At 26.6% G+C, this 23,725-nt stretch carries 22 protein-coding genes; all 22 read left to right on the top strand.

Annotated elements, in window-relative coordinates:
- Window positions 1–11: 11 nt before the first annotated feature.
- The 22 genes from mltG (at window position 12) to ftsY (ending at window position 23,689) form a co-directional block, all read left to right on the top strand.
- On the top strand, window positions 12–1,067 hold the full coding sequence (mltG, locus tag KXZ80_RS12565; protein ID WP_021433802.1) for an endolytic transglycosylase MltG: 1,056 nt from the start codon (window positions 12–14) through the stop codon (window positions 1,065–1,067).
- A gap of 102 nt (window positions 1,068–1,169) precedes the next feature.
- On the top strand, window positions 1,170–1,838 hold the full coding sequence (locus KXZ80_RS12560; protein WP_021429657.1) for an O-methyltransferase: 669 nt from the start codon (window positions 1,170–1,172) through the stop codon (window positions 1,836–1,838).
- The gene (locus tag KXZ80_RS12555) at window positions 1,831–2,766 is read left to right on the top strand and encodes a peptidase U32 family protein (RefSeq protein WP_021433801.1); all 936 of its coding nucleotides are present in this window, start codon (window positions 1,831–1,833) and stop codon (window positions 2,764–2,766) included. Before KXZ80_RS12560 ends, KXZ80_RS12555 begins: the two co-directional genes overlap by 8 nt.
- 29 nt (window positions 2,767–2,795) lie before the next feature.
- A complete protein-coding gene (gene udk / locus KXZ80_RS12550) occupies window positions 2,796–3,425 on the top strand; it encodes a uridine kinase (protein WP_021429643.1) in 630 nt (209 codons plus the stop codon).
- 61 nt (window positions 3,426–3,486) lie between these two features.
- Window positions 3,487–5,184, top strand: coding sequence for a peptidoglycan D,D-transpeptidase FtsI family protein (locus tag KXZ80_RS12545; protein ID WP_021433800.1), 1,698 nt, complete (start codon window positions 3,487–3,489; stop codon window positions 5,182–5,184).
- A gap of 79 nt (window positions 5,185–5,263) precedes the next feature.
- Window positions 5,264–5,914: an RNA polymerase sporulation sigma factor SigK gene (sigK, locus tag KXZ80_RS12540; RefSeq protein WP_021429616.1), complete on the top strand. Its 651-nt coding sequence runs from the start codon at window positions 5,264–5,266 to the stop codon at window positions 5,912–5,914.
- A gap of 123 nt (window positions 5,915–6,037) precedes the next feature.
- Window positions 6,038–8,410 carry a PAS domain-containing sensor histidine kinase gene (locus tag KXZ80_RS12535; RefSeq protein WP_038285357.1) on the top strand — a complete coding sequence of 791 codons (2,373 nt, stop codon included), beginning with the start codon at window positions 6,038–6,040 and terminating at the stop codon, window positions 8,408–8,410.
- 31 nt (window positions 8,411–8,441) lie between these two features.
- Entirely contained in the window at window positions 8,442–10,724 is a 2,283-nt protein-coding gene (locus KXZ80_RS12530; RefSeq protein ID WP_021433798.1) for a sensor histidine kinase, read from the top strand.
- Window positions 10,725–10,862: 138 nt separating this feature from the next.
- Window positions 10,863–11,714, top strand: coding sequence for a shikimate dehydrogenase (aroE, locus tag KXZ80_RS12525; RefSeq protein ID WP_021433797.1), 852 nt, complete (start codon window positions 10,863–10,865; stop codon window positions 11,712–11,714).
- Window positions 11,707–12,075 (top strand): type II secretion system protein, encoded by a 369-nt coding sequence (locus KXZ80_RS12520; protein ID WP_021433796.1) that lies wholly within the window; start codon window positions 11,707–11,709, stop codon window positions 12,073–12,075. The genes aroE and KXZ80_RS12520 overlap by 8 nt, the downstream gene beginning before the upstream one ends.
- Window positions 12,072–12,569, top strand: coding sequence for a hypothetical protein (locus KXZ80_RS12515; protein WP_021433795.1), 498 nt, complete (start codon window positions 12,072–12,074; stop codon window positions 12,567–12,569). Before KXZ80_RS12520 ends, KXZ80_RS12515 begins: the two co-directional genes overlap by 4 nt.
- A gap of 21 nt (window positions 12,570–12,590) precedes the next feature.
- Window positions 12,591–13,013, top strand: a complete 423-nt coding sequence (locus KXZ80_RS12510) for a hypothetical protein (protein ID WP_021433794.1) — start codon at window positions 12,591–12,593, stop codon at window positions 13,011–13,013.
- Window positions 13,003–13,530, top strand: a complete 528-nt coding sequence (locus tag KXZ80_RS12505; RefSeq protein ID WP_021433793.1) for a hypothetical protein — start codon at window positions 13,003–13,005, stop codon at window positions 13,528–13,530. The genes KXZ80_RS12510 and KXZ80_RS12505 overlap by 11 nt, the downstream gene beginning before the upstream one ends.
- A complete protein-coding gene (locus tag KXZ80_RS12500) occupies window positions 13,527–14,033 on the top strand; it encodes a shikimate kinase (RefSeq protein WP_021433792.1) in 507 nt (168 codons plus the stop codon). Before KXZ80_RS12505 ends, KXZ80_RS12500 begins: the two co-directional genes overlap by 4 nt.
- A gap of 49 nt (window positions 14,034–14,082) precedes the next feature.
- On the top strand, window positions 14,083–14,535 hold the full coding sequence (gene aroQ / locus KXZ80_RS12495; protein WP_332840796.1) for a type II 3-dehydroquinate dehydratase: 453 nt from the start codon (window positions 14,083–14,085) through the stop codon (window positions 14,533–14,535).
- On the top strand, window positions 14,525–15,592 hold the full coding sequence (locus KXZ80_RS12490; protein ID WP_021433791.1) for a M24 family metallopeptidase: 1,068 nt from the start codon (window positions 14,525–14,527) through the stop codon (window positions 15,590–15,592). Before aroQ ends, KXZ80_RS12490 begins: the two co-directional genes overlap by 11 nt.
- Window positions 15,593–15,614: 22 nt before the next feature.
- Window positions 15,615–16,172 carry an elongation factor P gene (efp, locus tag KXZ80_RS12485; RefSeq protein WP_021429540.1) on the top strand — a complete coding sequence of 186 codons (558 nt, stop codon included), beginning with the start codon at window positions 15,615–15,617 and terminating at the stop codon, window positions 16,170–16,172.
- 90 nt (window positions 16,173–16,262) lie between these two features.
- Entirely contained in the window at window positions 16,263–16,709 is a 447-nt protein-coding gene (locus KXZ80_RS12480) for a CD1247 N-terminal domain-containing protein (RefSeq protein ID WP_021433790.1), read from the top strand.
- A 224-nt stretch (window positions 16,710–16,933) separates the two neighbouring features.
- Window positions 16,934–17,635, top strand: coding sequence for a ribonuclease III (gene rnc / locus KXZ80_RS12475; RefSeq protein WP_021433789.1), 702 nt, complete (start codon window positions 16,934–16,936; stop codon window positions 17,633–17,635).
- Between the two features lies 1 nt (window position 17,636).
- Entirely contained in the window at window positions 17,637–18,707 is a 1,071-nt protein-coding gene (locus KXZ80_RS12470; RefSeq protein WP_021433788.1) for an elongator complex protein 3, read from the top strand.
- Between the two features lie 26 nt (window positions 18,708–18,733).
- Window positions 18,734–22,291, top strand: coding sequence for a chromosome segregation protein SMC (smc, locus tag KXZ80_RS12465; protein ID WP_021433787.1), 3,558 nt, complete (start codon window positions 18,734–18,736; stop codon window positions 22,289–22,291).
- Window positions 22,292–22,300: 9 nt separating this feature from the next.
- Entirely contained in the window at window positions 22,301–23,689 is a 1,389-nt protein-coding gene (gene ftsY / locus KXZ80_RS12460) for a signal recognition particle-docking protein FtsY (protein ID WP_223132721.1), read from the top strand.
- The last annotated feature ends 36 nt before the right edge of the window (window positions 23,690–23,725 follow it).

The following is a 23,725-nucleotide window of genomic DNA, read 5'->3' as shown; positions in this document are numbered from 1 at the left end:
TAGATAACCCTATGAATTTTAGAAAGGTAAACTTGAAAATAGTAGCTATTATAATAGTAATTATATTGGCTTTACTTGCTGGATATATATATAGTCAAATAGGACCATACAATAAAAGCAGCAAAAAAGAAATAATAGTTGAAATACCTAATGGAGCAACATTAACTGATGTAGCAGATATTTTACAAGAAAATAAATTAATTAAAAATAAAGTTTTATTTAAAGCTGTAGAAAAGGTAAAACCTAATAAACATGGAGTCAAAGCGGGGACGTATTTATTACGTCAAAGTTATTCAAACTCTAAAATTTTAAGTATACTTACTGATGGAAAAGTTCATAACGATGGAACAAAGGTAACTATACCGGAAGGATTAACTTATAAGGAAGTAATAAAATCTTTAACAGATAAAAAATTAGGAAGTGCTGAAAAATATGAGCAATTAATCAATAATCCTAAAGAATTCTACACTGATTTTGCATTTTTGAAAGAATCTGATATAAAGAACTTAGAAGGATTTTTATATCCTGATACTTATTACTTTGATAAAGAAAGTACAGAAAAAGAAGTTTTATCTGAAATGTTAAAGAGATTTGAACAAGTTTATAATGATAAATTTAAAGAAAAGCAAAAGGAAATGGGATTAACGCTTCAACAAGTTATAAACTTAGCTTCTATAATAGAAAAGGAAGCTGTTGTAGATGAAGATAGACCTATGATTGCTAGTGTTTTTTATAATAGGTTAAAAATAGGAATGCCTCTTCAGTCAGATGCTACGCTACAATATGCGTTTGATAAAAGAAAAGAAAGAGTAATGTATAAGGATTTAAAAGTCGATTCTCCTTATAATTCTTATTTAAACAAAGGATTACCACCTACTCCTATATGTAGTCCCGGAGTTAAATCGATAGAAGCTGCACTATATCCATCTAATACGGATTATTTATATTTTGTAGCAACTGTAGGAGGAAAAAATAATTACAGTAAAACATATAAAGAGCACTTAAAACACGTAGAAAGTTACAAGCAAGAAAGAGATAAAGTTAAAGAAGATAAAACAGAAAAATAAATAAAATATTTGTCCAAAAAGGCAAAGGATTATCGCAAAGCTTAATATAAGTTTTAAGGCGTAACTTTGTCTTTTTTTAGGGCAACTCAAGGAGTTGAAGATATGAGTAATATAGTTGATGATTTAGTTGAAGATTATATAAGAAATACTTTAAGGGATAAAGAAGGGTTACTAAAAGAATTGGAAGAGTATGCTAAAGAGCATAATGTTCCAATAGTTCATAAAGAAGTTTCAGATTTTTTAAAAGTATTATTAAAAGTTCAAAGACCAAAGAGAATTTTAGAAGTTGGTTGTGCAATAGGATACTCATCTATACTATTTGCAACAGTTTTAGATAAAGATGTAGAAATAATAACTGTTGAGAGAAATGAAAAAATGATCGAAAAGGCAAAAGAAAATATCAAAAAAGCTGGATTAGAAAATAATATAACTATATTAGAAGGAGATGCAGAAGAACTTTTAAAACAAGTTGAAGGTGAATTTGACATGATTTTCCTAGATGCAGCTAAAGGACAATATAAGTTATTTTATGATATGATAATAGATAAATTAAAAGTAGATGGACTTTTAATATCTGATAATATTCTGTACAAAGGAATGGTAGCTCATGACAGTTATGTAATCAGAAGAAAAAAGACTATAGTTAAGAGAATGAGAAGTTATCTAGATTATATATGCAATTGTGATTACTTAGATACATCTATAATCCCTATTGGAGATGGAGTCACACTTAGCTATAAAAAGAAAGTAAGAGGTGATTTTAATGCATAAAGTTGAGCTTTTATCATCAGCTAAAGATTTAAATAGCTTGAAATTAGCGTTTGAAAGTGGTGCAGACGCTGTTTATATAGGTGGAGATTCATTTGGAATTGATGCTATAGCTAAAAACTTCTCAAGAGAAGAATTACAGCAAGGCGTTGAATTTGCCCATCACAACAATAAAAAAGTTTATGTAGCTGTTAATGTTATGCCACACAATGAGGACTTCGAAAGTTTAAAGGATTACTTAGTAGAACTTGAAAAGTTAAACATAGATGGAATAATAGTAACAGATCCTGGGGTTTTAACGATAGCTAAAAATACTATACCTAATGTTAAAATTCACATGGGACAGCAAGCAAACGTAACTAATTTTAATTCAGCTAACTTTTGGTATGATCAAGGAGTTAGAAGAATAATTATCACTAGTGAATTATCTTTTGATGAAATAAGTACAATAAGAGCTAAAACTCCATTAGATATGGAAATAGAAACTTTTGTCCATGGACCTATATGTATATCTTATTCAGGAAGAAGGCTTTTAAGTAGCTACTTAGGAAGTAAAGATAATGTAGAGTACAAAGAAGGAAACAATAAGTATAACTTATTAGAAGAAAAAAGACAAGGGGAATACTACCCAGTTTTTGAAGATGAAAAAGGAACTTTCTTATTTAACTCAAAAGACCTATGTATGTTAAACTTTGTACCTGACTTTGTAAAAGCAGGTGTGACTAGTTTAAAGATAGATTCAAGATTACAAAGCGACGAATACTTAGAAACAGTTATAAAAGTCTATAGAAAAGCTCTAGATGAATTTTATAAAAACCCTAATGAATGGGAATTCAATCCTATTTGGTTAGAGCAAATAAAAGAAAAAAGTCATAGACCATTGACACATGGATTCTACACAGGCGAAGCTATGCCAGATGATTATGAATAAATAAAAAATTTTTAAGGAGAGATTCAAAGATGACAAAGGACAAAAAGACACTGATAATAGGTATTACAGGTGGGACAGGATCAGGAAAAAGTACAGTTTGCAAATCAATAAAGGAAAGTATACCAGAGGAAAACATAGCTATAATAGAACAAGATGCGTACTACAAAGATCAAGCTCATTTATCATTTGAAGATAGATTAAAGACTAACTATGACCATCCATTAGCTTTTGATAATAAATTATTAATAAAGCACTTAGATATGTTATGTAATGGAGAAAGTATAGAAAAACCTATATATGACTATGAACTTCACACTAGAGACTTAGAGAATACTGTAACTACAGAGGCTAAGGATATAGTAATTGTTGAAGGTATAATGATACTTGAAGATGAAGAATTAAGAAATAAGTTAGATATAAAAATATATGTAGATACAGAAGATGATCTAAGAATTTTAAGAAGAATTCAAAGAGATATAAAAGAGAGAGGTAGAACAGTAGATTCTGTTATAGAGCAATACTTAACAACTGTTAAACCTGCACACGATCAATTTATAGAGCCATATAAAAAATATGCAGATATAATAATACCAGAAGGTGGACAAAACGAAGTTGCAATAGATATGGTGATAGCAAGAATAAAAACACAATTACATTAATAATAAATAGTATTAACCCCTTAGAAATTGTCAAGAATTACAATTACTAAGGGGTGATTTTATGTCTAGAAAAAAGAGTTCAATAAAATATACAAGTAAAAACAGAATGTATTCTATATTTGTATTGTTTATATTAATTTATGGATTTTTAATATATAGATTGGTAGACATCCAAATTACACATTCTGACTTTTATAAAAAGTGTGTTAGAGATCAGAGTAGCTCGAGCATAAACTTAAGCTCAGGGAGAGGTACTATATATGATAGAAACAATAAAAAAATAACAGATACTAAAAGTGAAGATATAATAATAATTCAAAAAGATAAAATTAATGTGGATGATGGATATATGGAATTAATACAAGAAGTTACAGGACTTGATAACTCTCATATATATGAAAAAATACAAGAAAATCCAGTTTCACCAATAGTTGAATTAAAAGTAAGCAAAATGAATGATAACTTAAAAGGTAGATTGGAAAAGGAAAACATAATAATAGACAAAAAGACATATAGGTATTCAGATGAAGATATACTAGCTCATACTATAGGATACATAGATAAAGATAGTAATGGAGTAAGTGGTATTGAAAAAAGTAAGGATGACGTATTAAAAGATAAAAATTTAGACTATGTAGAAGTATTTAAAGCTGGAAGTTCAGGTAATGCAGGTAAGAACAAAAAAATTGGAGTTCTAGATGGTAGTGTAAAAGTAAATGAAAAGAACAAAGATGATAGACATTTAAAGTTAACTATAGATTATGATATTCAAAAAAAATTAGAAAAGCTAGTCGATAAAGAACAAAATCCAAGCTCAGTAGTTATATCTGATGTAAAAAGTGGAGAAGTATTAGCTATGACATCTAGGCCTAATTTTGACAGAGATTCTATAAGTGAATATTTAAAGATGAGTAATGGAGAATTAGAAAATAGAGCTATAAAATATATGTATGCACCTGGTTCTGTATTTAAGATAGTGGTTTTATATGCGGCACTAGAAGAAGGGATAGTAGATGAAAATTACACTTATACATGTACCGGATCTTCAGAAGTACATAATAGAGTTCTAAAATGTAATAAATTGGAGGGACATGGAACCTTAACTCTAGAACAAGCATTTGCTAATTCTTGTAACACTGCATTTTTAGATATAGCGCTTAAAGTAGGTAAAGAAAAGATAATGGATACTGCTAAAAAACTTCATTTAGATCAGGAAGTAGGAATTGATATATATGGAGAAAAAAGCGGAACTATAAAAGATGAAATAGATATAGTTAACTTATGTATTGGTCAAGGGCAAATGATGTTTACACCGCTTCAAGTTAACCAAATGACGCAAGTGATTGCCAACAATGGAACATACAAGCCTTTACAAATTTATGATAGTATAATAAACAATAAAAAGGAAATCGTAAAAGCCTTTAGGTCCACAAAGGAAGATAAAGGAGATATATCTCCATATATTGTAAGTAAAATAAAAAATATGATGAAGTCCGTAGCTAGTGAAGGAACAGCAAAAGAATTAGCTACATTAGAAAAAGGAAGTGGAGTAAAAACAGGAACAACTCAGGCAACTATTAATGTAGAAAATGCGGATAAAACTATGGGCAAAAAAATAATAACACATGGATGGGTAACAGGATTTTATCCTAAAGAAAATCCTAAATATGCAATAACTGTAATAATTGAAGGTACGAAGGATTCTAGCAAGCCTGCAACACCTTTGTTTAAAGAGATTTGTGAAACTATATTAAAATAAATTTTTTTATACAAGCAATTTTATCAGGCCACTTTCATATAATTTAAAATGACATGGAAGGAAGAAAGGGGTGGCCTGATTGACTATATTAAAATCTTTTGAAAAACCCTTAACTCCTGAAGAAGAGTATAATTATCTAACTAAATTTAAATTAGAAAAAGATGAATCAGCTAAGGAAGTATTAATTGAAAGAAACATGAGATTAGTAGCGCATATAGCAAAAAAATATAATAACTCAACTGAAGATCAAGATGATCTTATTTCTATAGGGACAATAGGTCTTATAAAAGCTATAGAAACTTATAACGTGGAAAAAGGAACTCGATTAGCTACGTATGCGTCAAAATGTATAGAAAATGAAATATTAATGAACATAAGAACTAATAAGAAAAATAAAGTGCAAGTTTCATTACAAGATCCTATAGGCACTGACAAGGAAGGTAATGAAATAAGTTTAATTGATGTACTTGGTACTGATATAGACCATATTTTAGACCAAGTAGAGTTAAAGGTTCAAATCAGTAAGCTTTATGAAAAATTGGAAAATATATTAAGTCCAAGAGAAAGAGAAATTGTAAAGTTAAGATATGGATTAACTCCTCTTGGATATAAAACACAAAGAGAAATTGCTCAAAAGTTGGATATTTCTAGATCGTATGTTTCTAGAATAGAAAAACGAGCATTGAAAAAGTTAAGAAAAGAATTAAAATGTGAAAAAAGCCTTAATTAAGGCTTTTTTTGCTATTAAGAAATAAAAATTATTTTTTGCTTATTCAAGAAATGACAAAATATTTGGAAAGTATCTGCTAATATAATTGTAAATAGTAAATTAAGGGATAAAAGGTGGGAATATATGATTAATTATACAAGTAATTTTGGGAGAATCTTGGATATAAACTTAATCATTATGATAGCTGCACTCGTAAATGGTATATACATAGGTTTTTTTGAAAAAATTAAAAATACAAAATATATAAACTTTATATATTTTGTAGAAGTTTTGATATATGTATATATAATTTCTAACAATTATAAATTTACAAAAATAGATATGTATATATTAGCTGTATACACGTTTATAAAATCTATGTATTTTTGCTTTATAAGGCACAAATTAAAGATTAAAAACATACATTTTATATCTATAGTAATATTAAATATTATAAGTTTAATTTATATAGGGATTAACTTTAATATATATATATCTTTGAATATTTTAATGAATTTACTTATATGCAAGTTTTTTATACTAGATAATATGAAAATTAAAAAAGAAAAACTCGATGAAAACATACAAAAACTAAAAAAAATAAATGAAAACATAAGTGTACTAAATTTAAATATAAAAAATGAAGAAGTAAAACAATTTGAATATAAAGAAGATACGTTAAAAATAGAAAAAAATATAAACAAATCTATTGAAGAGTCTGATATGCCTATAGTTATGTTAAACGAAAAAAATAATATGATTTACTGTAATCAGAATTCTTGGAGAAATATTAATCTAAATAAGGTTAATATTTTAAATTATTTATGCACTAATTTTAAAAATGGGCAAGAGTGTATAGATATGATTAATAAAGTAGGAATAAATAGTTTTGAGTCAATAAATTTGTATGATAAAGAAGAAAAGGTATATAGATTTATATGTACAAAAGAAATAAGAGAAAATAAAGAAATCAAAATATGTATATTTAATGATATAACACAAAGTACTCTAATTCAAAAGCAACTAAATGATAGTGAAGAAAAATATAGGAAGCTTATGGATGTTTTAACTGATGGAGTTATAATTCATGATATGAATGATATAAAGTATATAAATGACTCAGCTTTTAAAATACTAAAAATAGAAAATAATAGAAAAAATATTAGCTTAGAAAATTTAAAAAGTAAAATACATATGAATGAAATAAATCAATTAAATGAAAGTTTAGAAGAAGTCAAACTTGGAAAAGTAAGCAAATGCATAAATAAATTTAAAACTGTAGATAACATTTTTATAGAATTGATAACTACAAAAATAGAAACTGACGATTCAAATATTTTATTGAGTATAATTGTAGACATAACAGAAATGGAAGAAGCACTTAAACAATTAGAAGCAAATCAAAAAACATATAGAGCATTAGCACAAAATTTACCAGACGGGATTGTAGTTATAGATAAAAACAGTAAAGACTATGTATATCAAAATAAATCCATGATAAAGATTTTAAAGCAAGTTAAAATGGATAGCATAAATAAATTTATAAATGATTATATTTCTAATGAATACTATGGAGAAACTAAAAGGTATGAAATAGATAAAAGTAAAAGTTGTTTTGCAAGTATAACTATAATAGATAGAAAAGAAGAACAACAGTTATTAGCTATAGTAAGACTTCTAGAAAATGAAGAAAGAGTTTTAGAAGCTATAAAAGAACTCGATTTAGTAAATGCTCAACATCATGTAAAAAATGAATTTTTAATAAACACATCTAAATTACTAAAAGATCCTATAAATAATGTAGCTAATATGAATAAGATATTAGAACAAAATAAATCTGAATTTAACTCCAAGCATATAGAAAATTACACAAAATTAGTTAAACAAAACTGTTATAGATTACAAAGAGTTATAAACAACATGAATGAAATTGTAGATGTAGAAAATGGAGTTTGCGGCGTTGAATTTGTGTACTGTGATATTATAAATCTTACAAAACATATCGTAGATTGTGTGAATGGCTATTTAAACGATAAAGGTGTATATATTAAATTTAATAGTGATATAGATTATAGTATTTTAAAAATAGATTTAGAGAAAGTTCAAAAAATAATTTTAAATTTAATTTCTAATGCTATAAAATTTAGTGAAATTGGGAGCTTGATAGAAGTATATATATACAAAGAAAATGATTTTATAAATATAGCTGTTAAGGACAATGGAGTAGGGATACCTAAAGATAGATTGAAATTTATATTCACTAAGTTTGGACAAGTTGATAAAACCTTATCTAGAAATACAGAAGGGTGTGGAGTTGGATTAACCTTAGTAAAAGCATTTTTAAAATTACAAGGTGGGGATATAAATGTAAATAGTGAGGAAGGCAAAGGTAGCGAGTTTATAATCTCATTAAAAGAGTTTGAAAATATAGATGAAAAAAAATTAGTTGATACAAATGTATTAAAAGATTCTATATTTGAAAATATGCATATAGAGTTTGCTGATATATATTTCTAATAAGGCCATAAATACATAGGGGGCGTAAATTATGGGATATAAGCTGATATATATATTAAATATATCAATTTTACTAGCTAGTGGATTTTATATTTCCTCGTATGCTAGAAAAAATAAAGTTTTTATTAGTTCGATGTTGATAATATCTATAGTTTTGAATTTTATAAATTTAAAGCAATCACCATATTTATATATGGCTGCTACTGTTAGTAGTTTTATGGTTATACAATCTATTTATAATTTTAATATTAAAAAATACAAATACAGAGAGCTTAAAATAGGCTCTTTGTGTTTAGTATCTTTATTAATAATATTTTTAAATAAAAATTTTTTGCAATTTAACATAGTAATGAATGCATTTATAAGTATAGGATTGTTTTTTATAGTTTTAAGAAGATATTCAAAAAAAGATAGGGACAAGAACAGTCATCTAGTAATTGATTTAAAGATTCTTAAAAATAAAATTAAAGGTAAAAATGATAATCTAAAAGCTAGCAAAAAAGAAACCAAAAAACTATTGGATGTATTAAACAATAAAAAAGAAATTTTAAATATAATATTAGAACAAAATAACAAGTGTGTAATTTTAATAGATAAGTACGGATATATTTCAAATGAAGACAGCAGTTTTTCAAATGTTTGGAAAGAATACTCATGTTGCAATTACAAAATAAAGTTTTCACATTTTTTAAATAAGAGTATAGAAAACAGTACGGATGTATTATTAGATGTGCAAAAGGTATATGATATAGGGATTAAGCTAAATAGAGAGATAATTAGCAAAGACAATAGATATTTTGACTGTGAGTATACTCCATTAAAAGTGAACAATCGAATAATTGGAGTTATATGTATAATGACTGATATAACATATAAAAAATATTCACAGAAAATAATTGATTATAACAAAATAAAGTATAAAAAAACTATAGAAACTATACCTCATACTATTGTGGTAACAAGGGACAATGAAATTACATACAACAATAATAATAATTTAGAAATTGATATATACGAAGATAGATTAAAAGATTTTATTTTAAATACAAAATCAAAAGGAAGTTTTGAAGGATATTTAAATAAAGATACTAAAAAATACTTAAATATAAATAAAGCTAGTTTTGAAGAAAATAATATAAAAAAAGATATAGCAATAATAAGGGACACTACAGAGTATAATGTGCTTTTGAAAAGCATAGAACAAAGTGCCAAAAACTACATATCTTTAGTTAATGCTATTCCTCAAGGAATATATATATATGATTTTGAAGATAAAAAAACTACTTATGTAAATGAAGTACTTTTGAATATGTCAGGTTTTGAAAGTTTAAATGAATTTAATGATAGTCATATAATTAAAGACATTTCTTGGGTTTTAAATAAATTTGGACAAGATGTCAAATTTATGCGACATAAGATACAAAATAGGAAAGGAAAATATATAGATGTAGAACTAGGGGGAATTACCCTGGAAATAAATAATAAAATGACATGTATAGGCATAATGAATGATATAACTGAAAAAGTTAAGGCTGAAAATATAGAAAGAGAAATAGCTAAGAAAAAACTAGAATATAAACAAAAAAATCATTTTTTTATAAATATGTCGCATGAATTAAAAACTCCATTAAATTTAATAATGTCATCTAATCAATTGATTCAATCTGTTTTCAAAGATGAGATCTTAAGTAATGAAAGTGGATTGATAGCGGCTGTTACGAATTCAGTAAAAAAACAAAGTTATATTTCTCTAAGACTTATAGAAAATATAATGACATTAACTAAATTAGAAGCTGATTTTTATAAACCAGAAGTAGATTGTTATGATGTTGTAAGTTTAGTTGAAGACATAATAATTGAAATTAATAAATATTCAATAGATGATAAAATAAAATTTATATTTGATACAAATATAGAAGAAAAGCTAGTAAGAGTAGATCCTTATGATATAGAAAGAATAATATTACTACTTTTTAGTAAATTGATAAAACAGTCAAAACAAAATAGTACTATATATATTGAGCTTTTAGATAATATAAAAGGCTTAAATATATATATAAAAAATATAGGGCGATATGATAAAGATATATGTCTAAATAATCAATCCAGAGATAATATAAATATGAATGTAGAAGTTGCAAAATCTATAATTAATATTTATGGAGGTGAAATAAATATAGTTGAAAATAAAAATAGTATAGAGATAGATATAAACCTCGATATTAAAGAAAGTTTAGACTATAATGAAAAGAAAATTTGCACACTAAATAAAGAATCCATATATGCTGAATACTCTATGATAAATGCTTTATAAAAAATCGCTTTGCTTGAGCGACTAAAATAGGATATCTCAAATTTTAATTTGAGATATCCTATTTTGAGTTTAAAAAAGAACAATCAAAGCTGTATAATATATATAATAAATGGAAATAAAGGCTAACAGGAGGTAATTATGGATATAAATGCAAAGACTAATTTATTATGTTTAATAGGAAGTCCTGTTGAACATAGTTTTTCACCTAATATACATAACTATTTAATAAAAAAAAATAATCTGAATATGAAATACATGTGCTTTAATGTTAAAAGTGATGAATTGGAAAATGCTATAAAAGGAATTAAAGCTTTAGGTATTAAAGGATGCAATGTAACTATTCCTCATAAAGTGGAAATAATTAAACATTTAGATGCAGTAGATAAGAATGCTCTATTGATTGGAGCTGTAAATACTGTAAAAAATGAAGGCGGAAAGTTAATTGGATACAATACTGATGGTGTTGGGTTTGTAAAATCAATAACAGACAAGGGCTATGATATTTACAATAAAAAAGTTTTAATAATAGGAGCGGGAGGAGCTGCTAGAAGTATAGCTATAGAAATGGCATCAAATGGAGCTAAAGAAATAAATTTAAGAAATAGGACTATAAAAAATGCTAAAGAAATATCTGATGTTTTAATTGATAGTTTTGGTATAAACTCAAAATGTTCAACAGATGAAATAACTAAAGATGATTTAGAAAATATAAATATAATAATTAATACTACTCCTATTGGAATGGATAAAGATAAAGATAGTTGTCCAATAGATGAAAGCATCAATTTACTTAATAAAGATATACTTGTATGTGACATTGTTTATAATCCTCATGAAACTAAATTTATTTCTTGGGCTAAAAAAAATAAATTTGATATTGTATATGGAATAGATATGCTTATAAATCAAGCTGTAGAAGGATTTAATATATGGACCGGTATTTATGCAAATGAGCATGAAAAGTTAAAGGATATACTAAAAAATGTATAACTATAAACATAAGAGGAACGGATATTTAATTTTAGAGAACATTGTATCTTTAAGCTTAATAGGAATAATGGCATCACTAGTTGTAAGCATATTTTCAACTAGTGTTTTTTATTTGGAAAAATCATACAATACAAGTAAAATGATAAATTTGGCAAAAAAAGAAATGTGTAGCATAGAGGATGTAATTCAAAACAATAAAGAAGAAAATTTATTTAAAAGGACTAGCAAAAATATTGAAGGATACAATGTAAAATCAGAAGTGATAAAAGAAAGAGATTACTTTAATTGTTATCGTGTTTCTGTTTGTGTTAGTTGTGAAGAGAAAGAAATGATTATAGATAGTTATGTGGTGAGAACATGAAAAAAAGAAATGGATCAGTGATTATAGTAACATTATTATGTTGCTTTATATTAAGTTGCATATGCTTAGGATGTATAGAACTGGTTAAAACAAATAATGATATAGTTTCTACAAAGGAAAAGTCAGTGAAGATGGAATATGAGGTAAAAGGAGGCATAAATTTAGGATGTAGCAAAATTGTAGAAGAAGTTAATAATTTAATTGAAAATAATATAGAAGAGAATGATTTAGAATGCAATTTTAAAAATCACTTTTTAGGAAATAACAAAATAAATATAATAAAATCTATAGAATCTATGGGAGATAATCAATTAAAAATAAGAGTTGTAAATAATGACATTTACCTAGATGGTGGTTATATAAAATTAGATATAGAATCAAAAAAAGAAGATAGGAACTTTAAAAAAACTGCTATATGCTCAGTAAAAATAAATATTAAATCAACCGAAGAAAATGAAAAGAGAGTATTCAAATACAATTATAAGGAGACTTAGAAAAATGAAAAGAGAAGGAATGTGACTTTAGTTGAAGTTGTAATAGGTATAGGAATAATTATGACTATATTAATGATAAGTTTTCCAAAAGAAAAATCACAAAAATATGAAATTGATTCTTTTGCAAGACAGCTAGTAGGAGATATAAGATATGTTAGAAGTATGAATTCAAATGGAAATCTTAGTGTTTTTCTAGAAAATATTAGTACACAAGATAATCCTAGATATGTAATAAAAGAAAACACCGACATAGTAAAAATGGTATACCTGCCTAAAAATTCGAGTTTATCATATCCATCATCAACAATAAAATTCAAATCAGATGGGACACTTAGTTCAAAAGGAGAAACTATAATAATTGATTCAAAAGATAGAAAAATAAAAATAACTATAATTCCATTTAGCGGAAGAGTTTTATTAAAAGAGGATATATATGAAACGTAGAGAGGGTTATCTTGTATTAGAAATTTCAATATCTATGTTAATAACTAGTATCGTATTAATTATACTGTACAGTTTATTATTTACTTCAATGAATATGTACAAAAGAATTTATAGTAGTATAGAAATACAACAGCAGGGTTTAGAAATTCAAAAGCATATGGAAAAAGAGCTAAGTGGAGATATAGAAATAACTAATGTAAAAACAGAAAATAGTCAGATTTTAACTGGTAAGGAGTTTGAACTTACAAAAGTAAAATCTATTTACTATAAATCCAAAACAAATTTTGAATGCAATGACTGTGATGAACTATTTTTAAATAAAAAAACTAAGAAGCTTTTTATAAAGAGAATGGGATACAAATCAGGATATGAAGTAGGAGATTATATAGATGACATATACATATCTAAAGAAAAAGATGGTAGAATTGTTAATATAAAATTAGAACTATCTAAGAATAAACAAAAACATTGCATTGAATTTTCAATATACAATGATGATATAGGAGAACTTGTATGAAAAATATAATCTTAATTGGATTTATGGGGACTGGAAAGACGACAGTTGGAAAGGAATTAGCTAGAATTAAAGATATGGATTTTTTAGATATGGATTTAGAGCTTGAAAAAAAAGAAAAGAAAACAATAAACCAAATTTTCAAAGAACATGGAGAAGTATATTTTAGAGAGAAAGAATCAGAGTTACTCAAAGAAATATCTTGTTTAGAAAATACTATAATATCTACTGGTGGTGGAGTTGTAGAAAATGAAAGTAATGCTGAGATTTTAAAAAATATAAAAAACGTAATATGGTTAGATGGAAATGTTAATACTATATCTAATAATCTAGAAAATGAAATAGACAAAAGACCAAAACTAAAAAATATAAATGATTTGAAAAACTATATCCAAGAACTATTAAATCACAGATATGAAAAATATAGAAAATGTTCAGATATCAAAATAAATATTGATGATAAAAATATAGCCCAAGTAGTTAGGGAGATACTTGTTTATATTTAACAAAATATGTTATTATATAGAGTATAAACGAGTTTTTATCAAAAGGTTGGTGGATGCTATAAAAATATTGATAATTAATGGTCCTAATTTAAATATGTTAGGAAAAAGAGAACCTGATGTATATGGGAAAAATACATTAGAAGATTTAGAATATAGCATAAAACAAACATTTAAAGATACTATTGATTTTGAATTTTTTCAAAGTAATCATGAAGGATGTATAATAGATAAATTGCATGAGGCTAATTGTAATTTTGATGGAATTATTATAAATCCTGGAGCGTTTACACATTATAGCTATGCTATAGCAGATGCCATAAAATCTATTAGTACTAAAGTAGTAGAAGTACATATATCAAATGTGCACAAAAGAGAAGAATTTAGACAAAAAAGCGTAACAGCTAGTGCGTGCATAGGACAAATTACAGGATTTGGATTTTATGGATATATTTTAGGGGTAAATGCAATAATAAACTGTGAGGTGGGTATAGGTGAAAAATAGAGTTTTGAAATTAAGAGCAGAGATGGAAAGATTAAACTTAGATGCAATTTTAATTGAAGAGTCTAAAAATAAAAGATACATATCTGGATTTACAGGAACTGCTGGTTCTATAATAATAACTAAAGAAAAAAACATATTATTTACAGACTTTAGATATACACAACAAGCTAAAAATCAAACAGAGGATTTTGAAATAGTTGAAATATCTAGAACAAACCCGATCACAAATTTCTTGAAAGAAATGGATATGAAAAGACTAGGATTTGAAGATGATAAAATGAGTTTTTCAACATATTCAAATTATAAAGACGCTTTATCTAGTACAGAAATGATTCCATTAAAAGGATTAATGCTAGATTTAAGAGCTATAAAGGATGAAAAAGAATTAGAGGTTATAAGACAAGCATCTAAAATTGCAGATAATGGATTTAAATATATATTAGGATTTATTAAGCCAGGAATGAAGGAAAGTGACGTAGCTTTAGAGCTTGAGTTTTTTATGAGAAAACAAGGTGCAACTGGAGTATCATTTGATTTTATAGTAGCATCAGGAAAAAGATCATCTATGCCTCATGGAGTAGCTAGCGATAAAGTTATAGAGTTAGGCGATTTCGTAACAATAGATTTTGGATGTGTATATAATGGATATTGCTCAGATATGACAAGAACTATAGTTGTAGGAAAAGCTAATGAAAAGCAAAAGGAAATATACAATATAGTATTAGAAGCTCAATTAAAGGTTATAGAAGCTGCGAAAGCTAACATGAGTGGAATAGAACTTGACAATATCGCAAGACAATATATAATTGAAAAAGGATATGGTGATAAATTTGGTCATGGCTTAGGACACGGAATAGGCCTTGATGTACATGAACTTCCAAATGTTAATACATTGGGAGAAAAGTTATTAAAGCCTAATATGGTTATAAGTGATGAGCCAGGTATATACATAGAAGATTTTGGTGGTGTAAGAATTGAAGATCTACTTATAATAACAGAAGATGGATGTGAAGTATTAAATTCATCACCAAAGGAATTAATAGAATTAGAATTTTAAGTATAATTATGGAGGGACACATATGGTAACAGCAGGTGATTTTAGAAAAGGTGTAACGTTTGAGAAGGATGGTCAACCATGTTTAATAGTTGATTTCCAACATGTTAAGCCAGGAAAAGGTGCTGCGTTTGTCAGAACTAAGTACAGAAACTTAAAAACAGGAGCAATAAGAGAAGAAGCTTTTAACCCAAGTGACAAGTTCCCTAAAGCTCATATAGACACTAGACAAATGCAATATCTATACAACGATGGTGAGTTATACTACTTTATGGATAACGAAACTTTCGAGCAAATACCACTAGACTATGAAAAAGTTGAAGATGCAATCAAATTCTTAAAAGAAAATGAAACTGCAACAATAAGATTCTACCAAGGGCAACCATTCCAAGTAGAAGCTCCAAACTTTGCAGAACTTGAAATAGTTGAAACAGAGCCAGGAATCAAAGGAGATACTGCAAGTAACGTTACTAAGTCAGCTACAGTTGAGACTGGGGCAGTAGTTCAAGTACCTTTATTCATAAATACAGGAGATAGAATAAAGATAGATACAAGAACTGGAGAATATTTATCAAGAGTTTAATAATTTATGAATATAAAAGCTTATATATCTAATAATAGATATATGGGCTTTTAAATTTATACAAAAAAATAAGGAAAGTGAGGGGTTTTAATGAAATATTTATATGAAGAAGTTGCGTACTTAAAAGGTCTTGCAGAGGGATTAGAAATAAGTGAAGAAACAAAAGAAGGCAAAATAATAAATAAAATAGTAGATGTTTTAGAAAGTTTTGCAGATGCAATAGTAGAATTAGAAGAAGAACAAATAGAACTTATAGATTATGTAGAATCTATAGACGAAGATTTATCAGATATAGAAGATGATATATACGAAGAAGAAGATGAAGACGATGAAGATGATGATGACGAAGAATATAACTACATAGAAATGGAATGCCCTAATTGTAATGATTTTGTAGAGATAGATGAAGACCTACTATATAATGAAGACATAGATATAGTATGCCCTAATTGTCAAGCAGTTATATTATCTGCAGAAGATGAGTGTGAATGCTCAGATGAATGCATATGTGATTGCGATTGCCATGATGAAAAATAAAACTATATAGTAAAGAATTTATAGAGCCTATGAAGTTATATAAGATTCATAGGCTTTTTTATGCCTAATTAAATGACACTTATCAAAAAAATATGGATAGTTTACGACACTTAGCTATGTCTATATTAAATGTTTTGAGCGTAAAAAAGTTTATATTATGTTTTGCAATAATTTTAGAAAAATAGTACACTATAGTCTATAGATATTTAAATGGAGGTAAATAAATGAAAATAAAATCAAGTATATTAGTTAATATATCAAAATTTGAAGATATTATTAAATATAAATTTAAAAATAAAAAATTTATATTAGAGGCATTAACACATAGTTCATACTCTAATGAGAATAAATCTTATTTATTCAATGAAAGATTAGAATTCTTAGGAGATTCAGTGTTAGGAATAGTAATAAGTGATTATTTATTCCAAAAAGAACAAGATTTACCAGAAGGTGAGTTAACAAAATTAAGAGCCAATATAGTTTGTGAAGAGTCTTTAAGTGATGTTGCTAAAGAAATAAATTTAGGAAGACACATTCTTTTAGGAAGAGGAGAAGAAGCTACGGGAGGTAGAGATCGTATATCTATACTAGCCGATGCATTTGAAGCTGTAATAGCTGCAATATACCTAGATGGCGGAATTGAAAATGCAAAAGAATTTATATTAGATCACATGGAAGCTATAATTCAAGACTCTATAAAAGGAAGAATCTTCAGAGACTATAAGACTCATTTACAAGAGGTTGTACAAAGTAAAGGTGAAAGTATAATTTCATATAACTTAGTAGAAGAAATTGGACCAGACCATAACAAAAGATTTGTAATGGAAGTTACTTTAGACGGTGAAGTTTTAGGAAGAGGAGAAGGTAAGAGCAAAAAAGAGGCAGAACAATCAGCTGCAAAACAAGCATTAAGAAGGATGATTTAATATGAAAAAGAGAATTATACCTATATTTGTGCCTCATAGGGGATGCCCTCATGATTGTATTTTCTGTAATCAAAAGAAAATTACTGGAGTAAGCACAGATATTACAAGTGAAGATGTAAGAAATATAATTGAAGAATATTTAACTACAATAGATAAAGATGCAAGTATTGAAATTGCATTTTTTGGAGGTAGTTTTACTGCTATAGATATGGATGTTCAAAGAAGCTTACTTTCTGTAGCTAAGGAATACGTAGATAAAAATATCGTAGATGATATAAGGATGTCTACGAGACCTGATTGTATAAATGATGAAATACTAACTATGCTAAAAGAATACAAAACAAGTATTATAGAACTTGGAGTTCAGTCCTTAGATGAGAAAGTATTAATAGATAGTGTAAGAGGTCATAGTGATGAAGATGTATTTAAAAGCTCAAAGCTTATAAAGGATTACGGCATAAATTTAGGATTACAGATGATGGTAGGGTTACCATCAGACACAGAAGAAAAATGCATAAAAACAGCAAAAAAATTTATAGAATTAAAACCGGACTGCGTAAGAGTATACCCTACTTTAGTAGTTAAAGAGACAGGCCTTGAAAAGCTATTAAAGGAAGGTAAATATAATTCATTTACACTTGAGAAAAGTATAGATATAGTAAAAAAAGTTTTGGTTTTATTTTATATAAATAATATAAATGTAATTAGAGTTGGATTGCAAGCAACTGAAGATATAGCAATAGGAAAAGAAGTTCTTGCAGGTCCATATCATCCAGCTTATAGAGAATTAGTTGAAAGTAAGATGTATGGAGATTTTATTGAACACTTAATTAAAACATATGAGGTTAAGAAAAATTTAGTAGTTTTAGTTAACAAAAGAAATGTATCTAGAATATTAGGTAATAAAAAATCTAATGTAATAGAAATAAAAGAAAAATACGATGTTTTATTAAAAACTAAGGAAGCAAATTTAGATATAAATGAATTAGAATTTGTATTAGATGATGAAAAAACTATAAAATTTGATACAAAAGATATATATATGAAATTAAGCGATATATACAACCTTTAGTTTTATTTTGAAGGGAGAGAAAGGTATTGTATTTAAAAAGATTAGAACTTAAAGGATTTAAATCCTTTCCAACTAAAACAGATGTGCTTTTTAACGAAGGTATAACAGCTATAGTTGGTCCAAATGGAAGTGGAAAAAGTAATATATCAGATGCAGTAAGATGGGTATTAGGGGAGCAAAGTATAAAAAGTTTAAGAGGCGATAAGCTAGAAGATGTAGTATTTGCCGGAACAGATACAAAAAAAGCAATGAACTATTGTGAGGTAGCATTAACTATAGATAATAGTGATAAAAAATTACACATAGAATATAGTGAAATTACTATAAAAAGAAGAGCTTACAGAAGTGGGGAAAGTGAGTTCTTCTTAAATAATAAGTCGTGTAGATTAAAGGATATAAAAGAATTACTATTAGATACAGGAATAGGTAAAGATGGATATTCTATAATAGAACAAGGTAAAGTTGATGAAATTTTAAGCAATAACCCTGTAAATAGAAGAAAAGTATTTGATGAAGCTTGTGGAATATCAAAATATAGATATAAAAAACAAGAAGCGGAAAGAAACTTAAAGAATACAAAAGAAAACTTAAATAGAATAGAAGATATATATGTTGAGATAGAGAATCAGTTAAAACCTTTAGAAACTCAACAGAAAAAAGCTATAAAATATTTAGAAATAAAAGAAGAGTTAAAAAAGATTGAAGTAAATAGTTATATAAGCGAAATTGAAGAATTAGAGTTTCAAGCGGAAGAAACATTAAATCATGATAAAGTGCTGAAAGATCAAATGGTTTCGGTTAAATCTAAAAAAGAAACTTTAGAAAAATCTATAACTGATTGTGATGAGGAACTTGAAGAAATTGATGTTAAAATAAACAAGACTATTGAATATATAAACACTATAAAAGGTGTAATAAACAAAAAATATTCAGAACTTAGCGTTCTTAATGAAAAGATAAAAAATTGTAACAGTGATATACAAAGATATACAAATGAAATTAGCTATATAAACAAAAAAATAAATGATGATAGTTTAGAATTAAAAAAATTAAATGAAAATAAAGATAATGCTTTTAAAAATTTACAAGATATAGAAAATAAAATAGATGAAGTTGAAATAAAGAATAAAGATAAAAAAGAAAGTATAAACAAAGTAAGTCAGACTATTGAAACTTTAAAAGATGAAATAATAAACTTACTGGATATTAAACAAAATAGTGCAAATAAACTATCTACTTTAAATGCAAATATTGAGAATATAGAAAATAGAACTAAAACTATAGATATAGATATAGAGCATATACAAAAAAATATATGTAATAAAAAGGAAGAAATATCAAAATTTAATTCTCAAAAACAAGAAAAATTAAGTTTAATAGAAAACTTAAAACAAGAATTTGAAGATATTAATAAAAAGGTAAATTCTCTAAAAATAGAATATGACAAAATAAGTAGTGATATACAAGGCTCTAAACTTAAAATAAATGAATACAACTCTAAATTAAATATATACACTGATATGGAAAAGCACTATGAAGGATTTAATAAAGGTGTAAAAGAAGTGTTAAAGAATAAAAATTTAGAAGGTATATATGGAGCATTAGGTCAAGTTATATCATCTAGTCAAAAATATGAAAAAGCACTAGAAGCATCCCTTGGAAGTTATATGCAAAATATAATAACTAAAGATGAAAATAGCGCTAAAAACGCTATAAATTACTTAAAGAAAAATAATTTAGGAAGAGTTACATTCTTACCTTTAAATATAATTAAATCTAATAAAATAGATAAAAATGCAATAAAAAGCAGTACTAAATACATAGGTATAGCCAGTGAATTAGTTAAGTTTGATGAAAAGTATAAAAATATAATTGAAAATGTTTTAGGAAGAACTATAGTTATAGGAACTATGGATGAAGCTATAAAGTTTGCTAGAGAAACTAACCATAGATATAAGGTTGTAACTTTAGATGGAGAAATTCTAAATCCAGGAGGATCTTTAACTGGAGGAACAGTAAGAACTAATGGAAATATACTTTCAAGAAAAAGATTGATAGAAGAGTTTAAAGAGAATATAGAGAAAGAAAAAGAAAAACTAAATTCATTAGAAAAAGAAAAAACTAGTTTAAGATGCTCTATAGATTCGAACCTTACAAAAATCGAAAAAATAAATAATGAATTACGTGAAAGTGATAAAAATGTAGTTGTTATTAATGCAAACATAAAAAGTACAAATGACGAAGTTTTAAATTTAAATAATAGTTTAAATAAATTTGAAAATGAGAAGTTGAGTTTAGGTGAAAATTTAGAATATACACTAACAAAAACTAAGTCATTAAAAGAAAATATAAATGAAATAGAACAAAAGCATATTTTAAATAAAAATGAAATAGAAGCATTAAATTCAAAATTAAAAGAAATAAATGATGGTTATGAAGTAGATAAAAGCAGATTTGACGATTTAAATATAGAATATGCTAAATTAAATCAAATTCACCAAGCTACAATAAAGGATATAGATAGAATTCAAAAAGAAATAAAATCGCAAAATGATGTCCTTAGAACTACAAAAGAACAACTTGAAGAAAGTAAATCTAATACTGTTAAAATTCAAGATCAGATTAAAATTGAAACTTCAGAAAAAGAAAACTTAGAGAATCAAATTATAGATGAAAATAAAAAATTAAGTCTGCAAAAAGAACAAAAAGATTCTATTAAGAAAAATAGAGACTCTATAACTACTGAATCTAAAAATATAGATAGACAGTATATAGAAGTTAAAGAAAGTTTATTTAAGATAGAAAATAAAATAGAAAGACTAAGATCATCTAAAGAAAATTATATAGCTAAACTTATAGAAGAATATGAATTAAGTCTAGAGGAAGCAAAGGCATTAAAAGATGAATCTGTAGTTATTGATAAAAAAGAGCTAGAAAACCTAAAAAGACAAATAAAAAGTCTTGGAAATGTAAATATAGACTCTATAAAAGAATATGAAGAAATAAAAGAAAGATATGATTTTTATAGTGAACAAAAGAAAGATTTAGAAGAATCTATAGAAGTTATATATAAACTTATTAAAGAACTAGAAGAAAATATGAAAAGAGAGTTTAATGAAAACTTTATTTTAATAAATGAAAACTTTAAAGTTGTTTATAAAAAATTATTTGGTGGAGGAAATGGAGAACTTAGAATAGTAGATAAAGATAATATTCTAGAAAGTGACATAGAAATAGTAGCTCAACCACCTGGGAAGAAAATGAAAAATTTAAATCTTTTATCAGGAGGAGAAAAAGCACTTACTGCAATAAGTATATTATTTTCAATAATACTAGCTAAGCCAACTCCGTTTTGTATACTAGATGAAATAGAAGCCCCACTAGATGATGCAAACATATATAGATTTGGAGAGTTTTTAAAAGAACTATCTAAAGATACCCAATTTATATCTATAACTCATAGAAGAGGTACTATGGAGGTTGCAGACTATATATATGGAGTTACAATGCAAGAAAAAGCAATCTCTAAGGTAATAAGCCTAGATCTAAAAGAAGCTAAAAAATTAACTGAAGATATAATATAAGGAGGCAAAATGTTTAAGAAGTTATTCAAATTTGGAAAGAAAAAAGAAGAAGAAACTGTAGTTGAAGAAGATATTCAAATCGAAGAAGTTAGTGAAGAATCAGCTACTGATGAAGAAGGGCAAAAAGAAGAACTAGTAGAGTCTAAAGAAGAAAACAAAGAAGAAACTGTAGTTGAAGGTGCAGAGTTTAAATTAGAAGAAAAACATCATTTAGATGAAGAGTCAGATAATAAAGAAGAAATAATAGAAAATAAAGAAGAAATAATAGATATTGACAATGAAGATGAAATTGAACAAACTTCGCTAGAAGAAGTAGAAGAAGTAGAAGAAGTAGAAGAAGTAGAAGAAGTAGAAGAAGTAGAAGAAGTAGAAGAAGTAGAAGAAGTAGAAGAAGTAGAAGAAGTAGAAGAAGTAGAAGAAGTAGAAGAAGTAGAAGAAGTAGAAGAAGTAGAAGAAGTAGAAGAAGTAGAAGAAGAAATTACAAAAGAAGGTTTATTTGCAAGACTTAAACAAGGACTTACTAAAGCTAAACAAGGAATAACAGATAAAATTGATGCTGTTTTAAATTCATATACTACAATAGATGAAGATCTTCTTGAAGAACTTGAAGAAATACTAATAACAGCAGATGTTGGCGTAAACACTACTATGGAAATGATAGATGGACTAAGAGATGCTATAAAAACTAAAGGTATTACAGATCCTTTAGCTGTAAGAGGTGAGTTAAAAGCTGTAATATGCGATATGTTAGGCGAAGAAGATTCTAAATTAAACATAGAGCCTGGTCCAAGTATAATATTAATGGTAGGGGTAAATGGGGTAGGTAAAACTACTACAATAGGTAAGCTAGCTAATAGATACACTAAAGAAGGTAAAAAAGTACTCCTTGCAGCAGGTGATACATTTAGAGCAGCAGCTATAGAACAACTAGAAGTATGGGCTAATAGAAGTAACGTGGATATAATAAAGCACCAAGAAGGAGCTGATCCAGGAGCTGTAATATTTGATGCTGTTAAAGCTGCTAAAGCTAGAAAAGCAGATGTATTAATTTGTGATACAGCAGGAAGGCTTCACAATAAAACTAACTTAATGAATGAGTTAGGTAAAGTATTCAAAATAGTTGATAGAGAATATCCAGAAGCGCAAAAAGAAGTTTTACTAGTTGTAGATGCTACAACAGGTCAAAATGCGGTATCTCAGGCAAAAACATTTAAAGAAGTAGCTGATATAACGGGAATAGTTTTAACTAAATTAGATGGAACAGCAAAAGGTGGAGTTGTTTTAGCTGTTAAATCAGAAGTTGATGTTCCTGTGAAACTTATAGGTGTTGGAGAGAAAGTAGAAGACTTACAAGATTTTGATTCAAAAGCATTTATAGATGCGTTATTTGGGAACTAATTAGCTTTTTAAAATAATTGTTGACAACTTTATTAG

Source organism: Paraclostridium bifermentans (assembly GCF_019916025.1).
In the GTDB taxonomy this organism is placed as follows: domain Bacteria; phylum Bacillota; class Clostridia; order Peptostreptococcales; family Peptostreptococcaceae; genus Paraclostridium; species Paraclostridium bifermentans.
This window is presented reverse-complemented; position numbering and strand designations above follow the sequence as displayed.

Bases quoted from the DNA above. Each gene is read 5' to 3' on its own strand.
- mltG (WP_021433802.1), top strand. From the start codon at position 12: ATGAATTTTAGAAAGGTAAACTTGAAAATAGTAGCTATTATAATAGTA.
- KXZ80_RS12560 (WP_021429657.1), top strand. From the start codon at position 1,170: ATGAGTAATATAGTTGATGATTTAGTTGAAGATTATATAAGAAATACT.
- KXZ80_RS12555 (WP_021433801.1), top strand. From the start codon at position 1,831: ATGCATAAAGTTGAGCTTTTATCATCAGCTAAAGATTTAAATAGCTTG.
- udk (WP_021429643.1), top strand. From the start codon at position 2,796: ATGACAAAGGACAAAAAGACACTGATAATAGGTATTACAGGTGGGACA.
- KXZ80_RS12545 (WP_021433800.1), top strand. From the start codon at position 3,487: ATGTCTAGAAAAAAGAGTTCAATAAAATATACAAGTAAAAACAGAATG.
- KXZ80_RS12535 (WP_038285357.1), top strand. From the start codon at position 6,038: ATGATTAATTATACAAGTAATTTTGGGAGAATCTTGGATATAAACTTA.
- KXZ80_RS12530 (WP_021433798.1), top strand. From the start codon at position 8,442: ATGGGATATAAGCTGATATATATATTAAATATATCAATTTTACTAGCT.
- aroE (WP_021433797.1), top strand. From the start codon at position 10,863: ATGGATATAAATGCAAAGACTAATTTATTATGTTTAATAGGAAGTCCT.
- KXZ80_RS12520 (WP_021433796.1), top strand. From the start codon at position 11,707: ATGTATAACTATAAACATAAGAGGAACGGATATTTAATTTTAGAGAAC.
- KXZ80_RS12515 (WP_021433795.1), top strand. From the start codon at position 12,072: ATGAAAAAAAGAAATGGATCAGTGATTATAGTAACATTATTATGTTGC.
- KXZ80_RS12505 (WP_021433793.1), top strand. From the start codon at position 13,003: ATGAAACGTAGAGAGGGTTATCTTGTATTAGAAATTTCAATATCTATG.
- KXZ80_RS12500 (WP_021433792.1), top strand. From the start codon at position 13,527: ATGAAAAATATAATCTTAATTGGATTTATGGGGACTGGAAAGACGACA.
- efp (WP_021429540.1), top strand. From the start codon at position 15,615: ATGGTAACAGCAGGTGATTTTAGAAAAGGTGTAACGTTTGAGAAGGAT.
- KXZ80_RS12480 (WP_021433790.1), top strand. From the start codon at position 16,263: ATGAAATATTTATATGAAGAAGTTGCGTACTTAAAAGGTCTTGCAGAG.
- rnc (WP_021433789.1), top strand. From the start codon at position 16,934: ATGAAAATAAAATCAAGTATATTAGTTAATATATCAAAATTTGAAGAT.
- KXZ80_RS12470 (WP_021433788.1), top strand. From the start codon at position 17,637: ATGAAAAAGAGAATTATACCTATATTTGTGCCTCATAGGGGATGCCCT.
- ftsY (WP_223132721.1), top strand. From the start codon at position 22,301: ATGTTTAAGAAGTTATTCAAATTTGGAAAGAAAAAAGAAGAAGAAACT.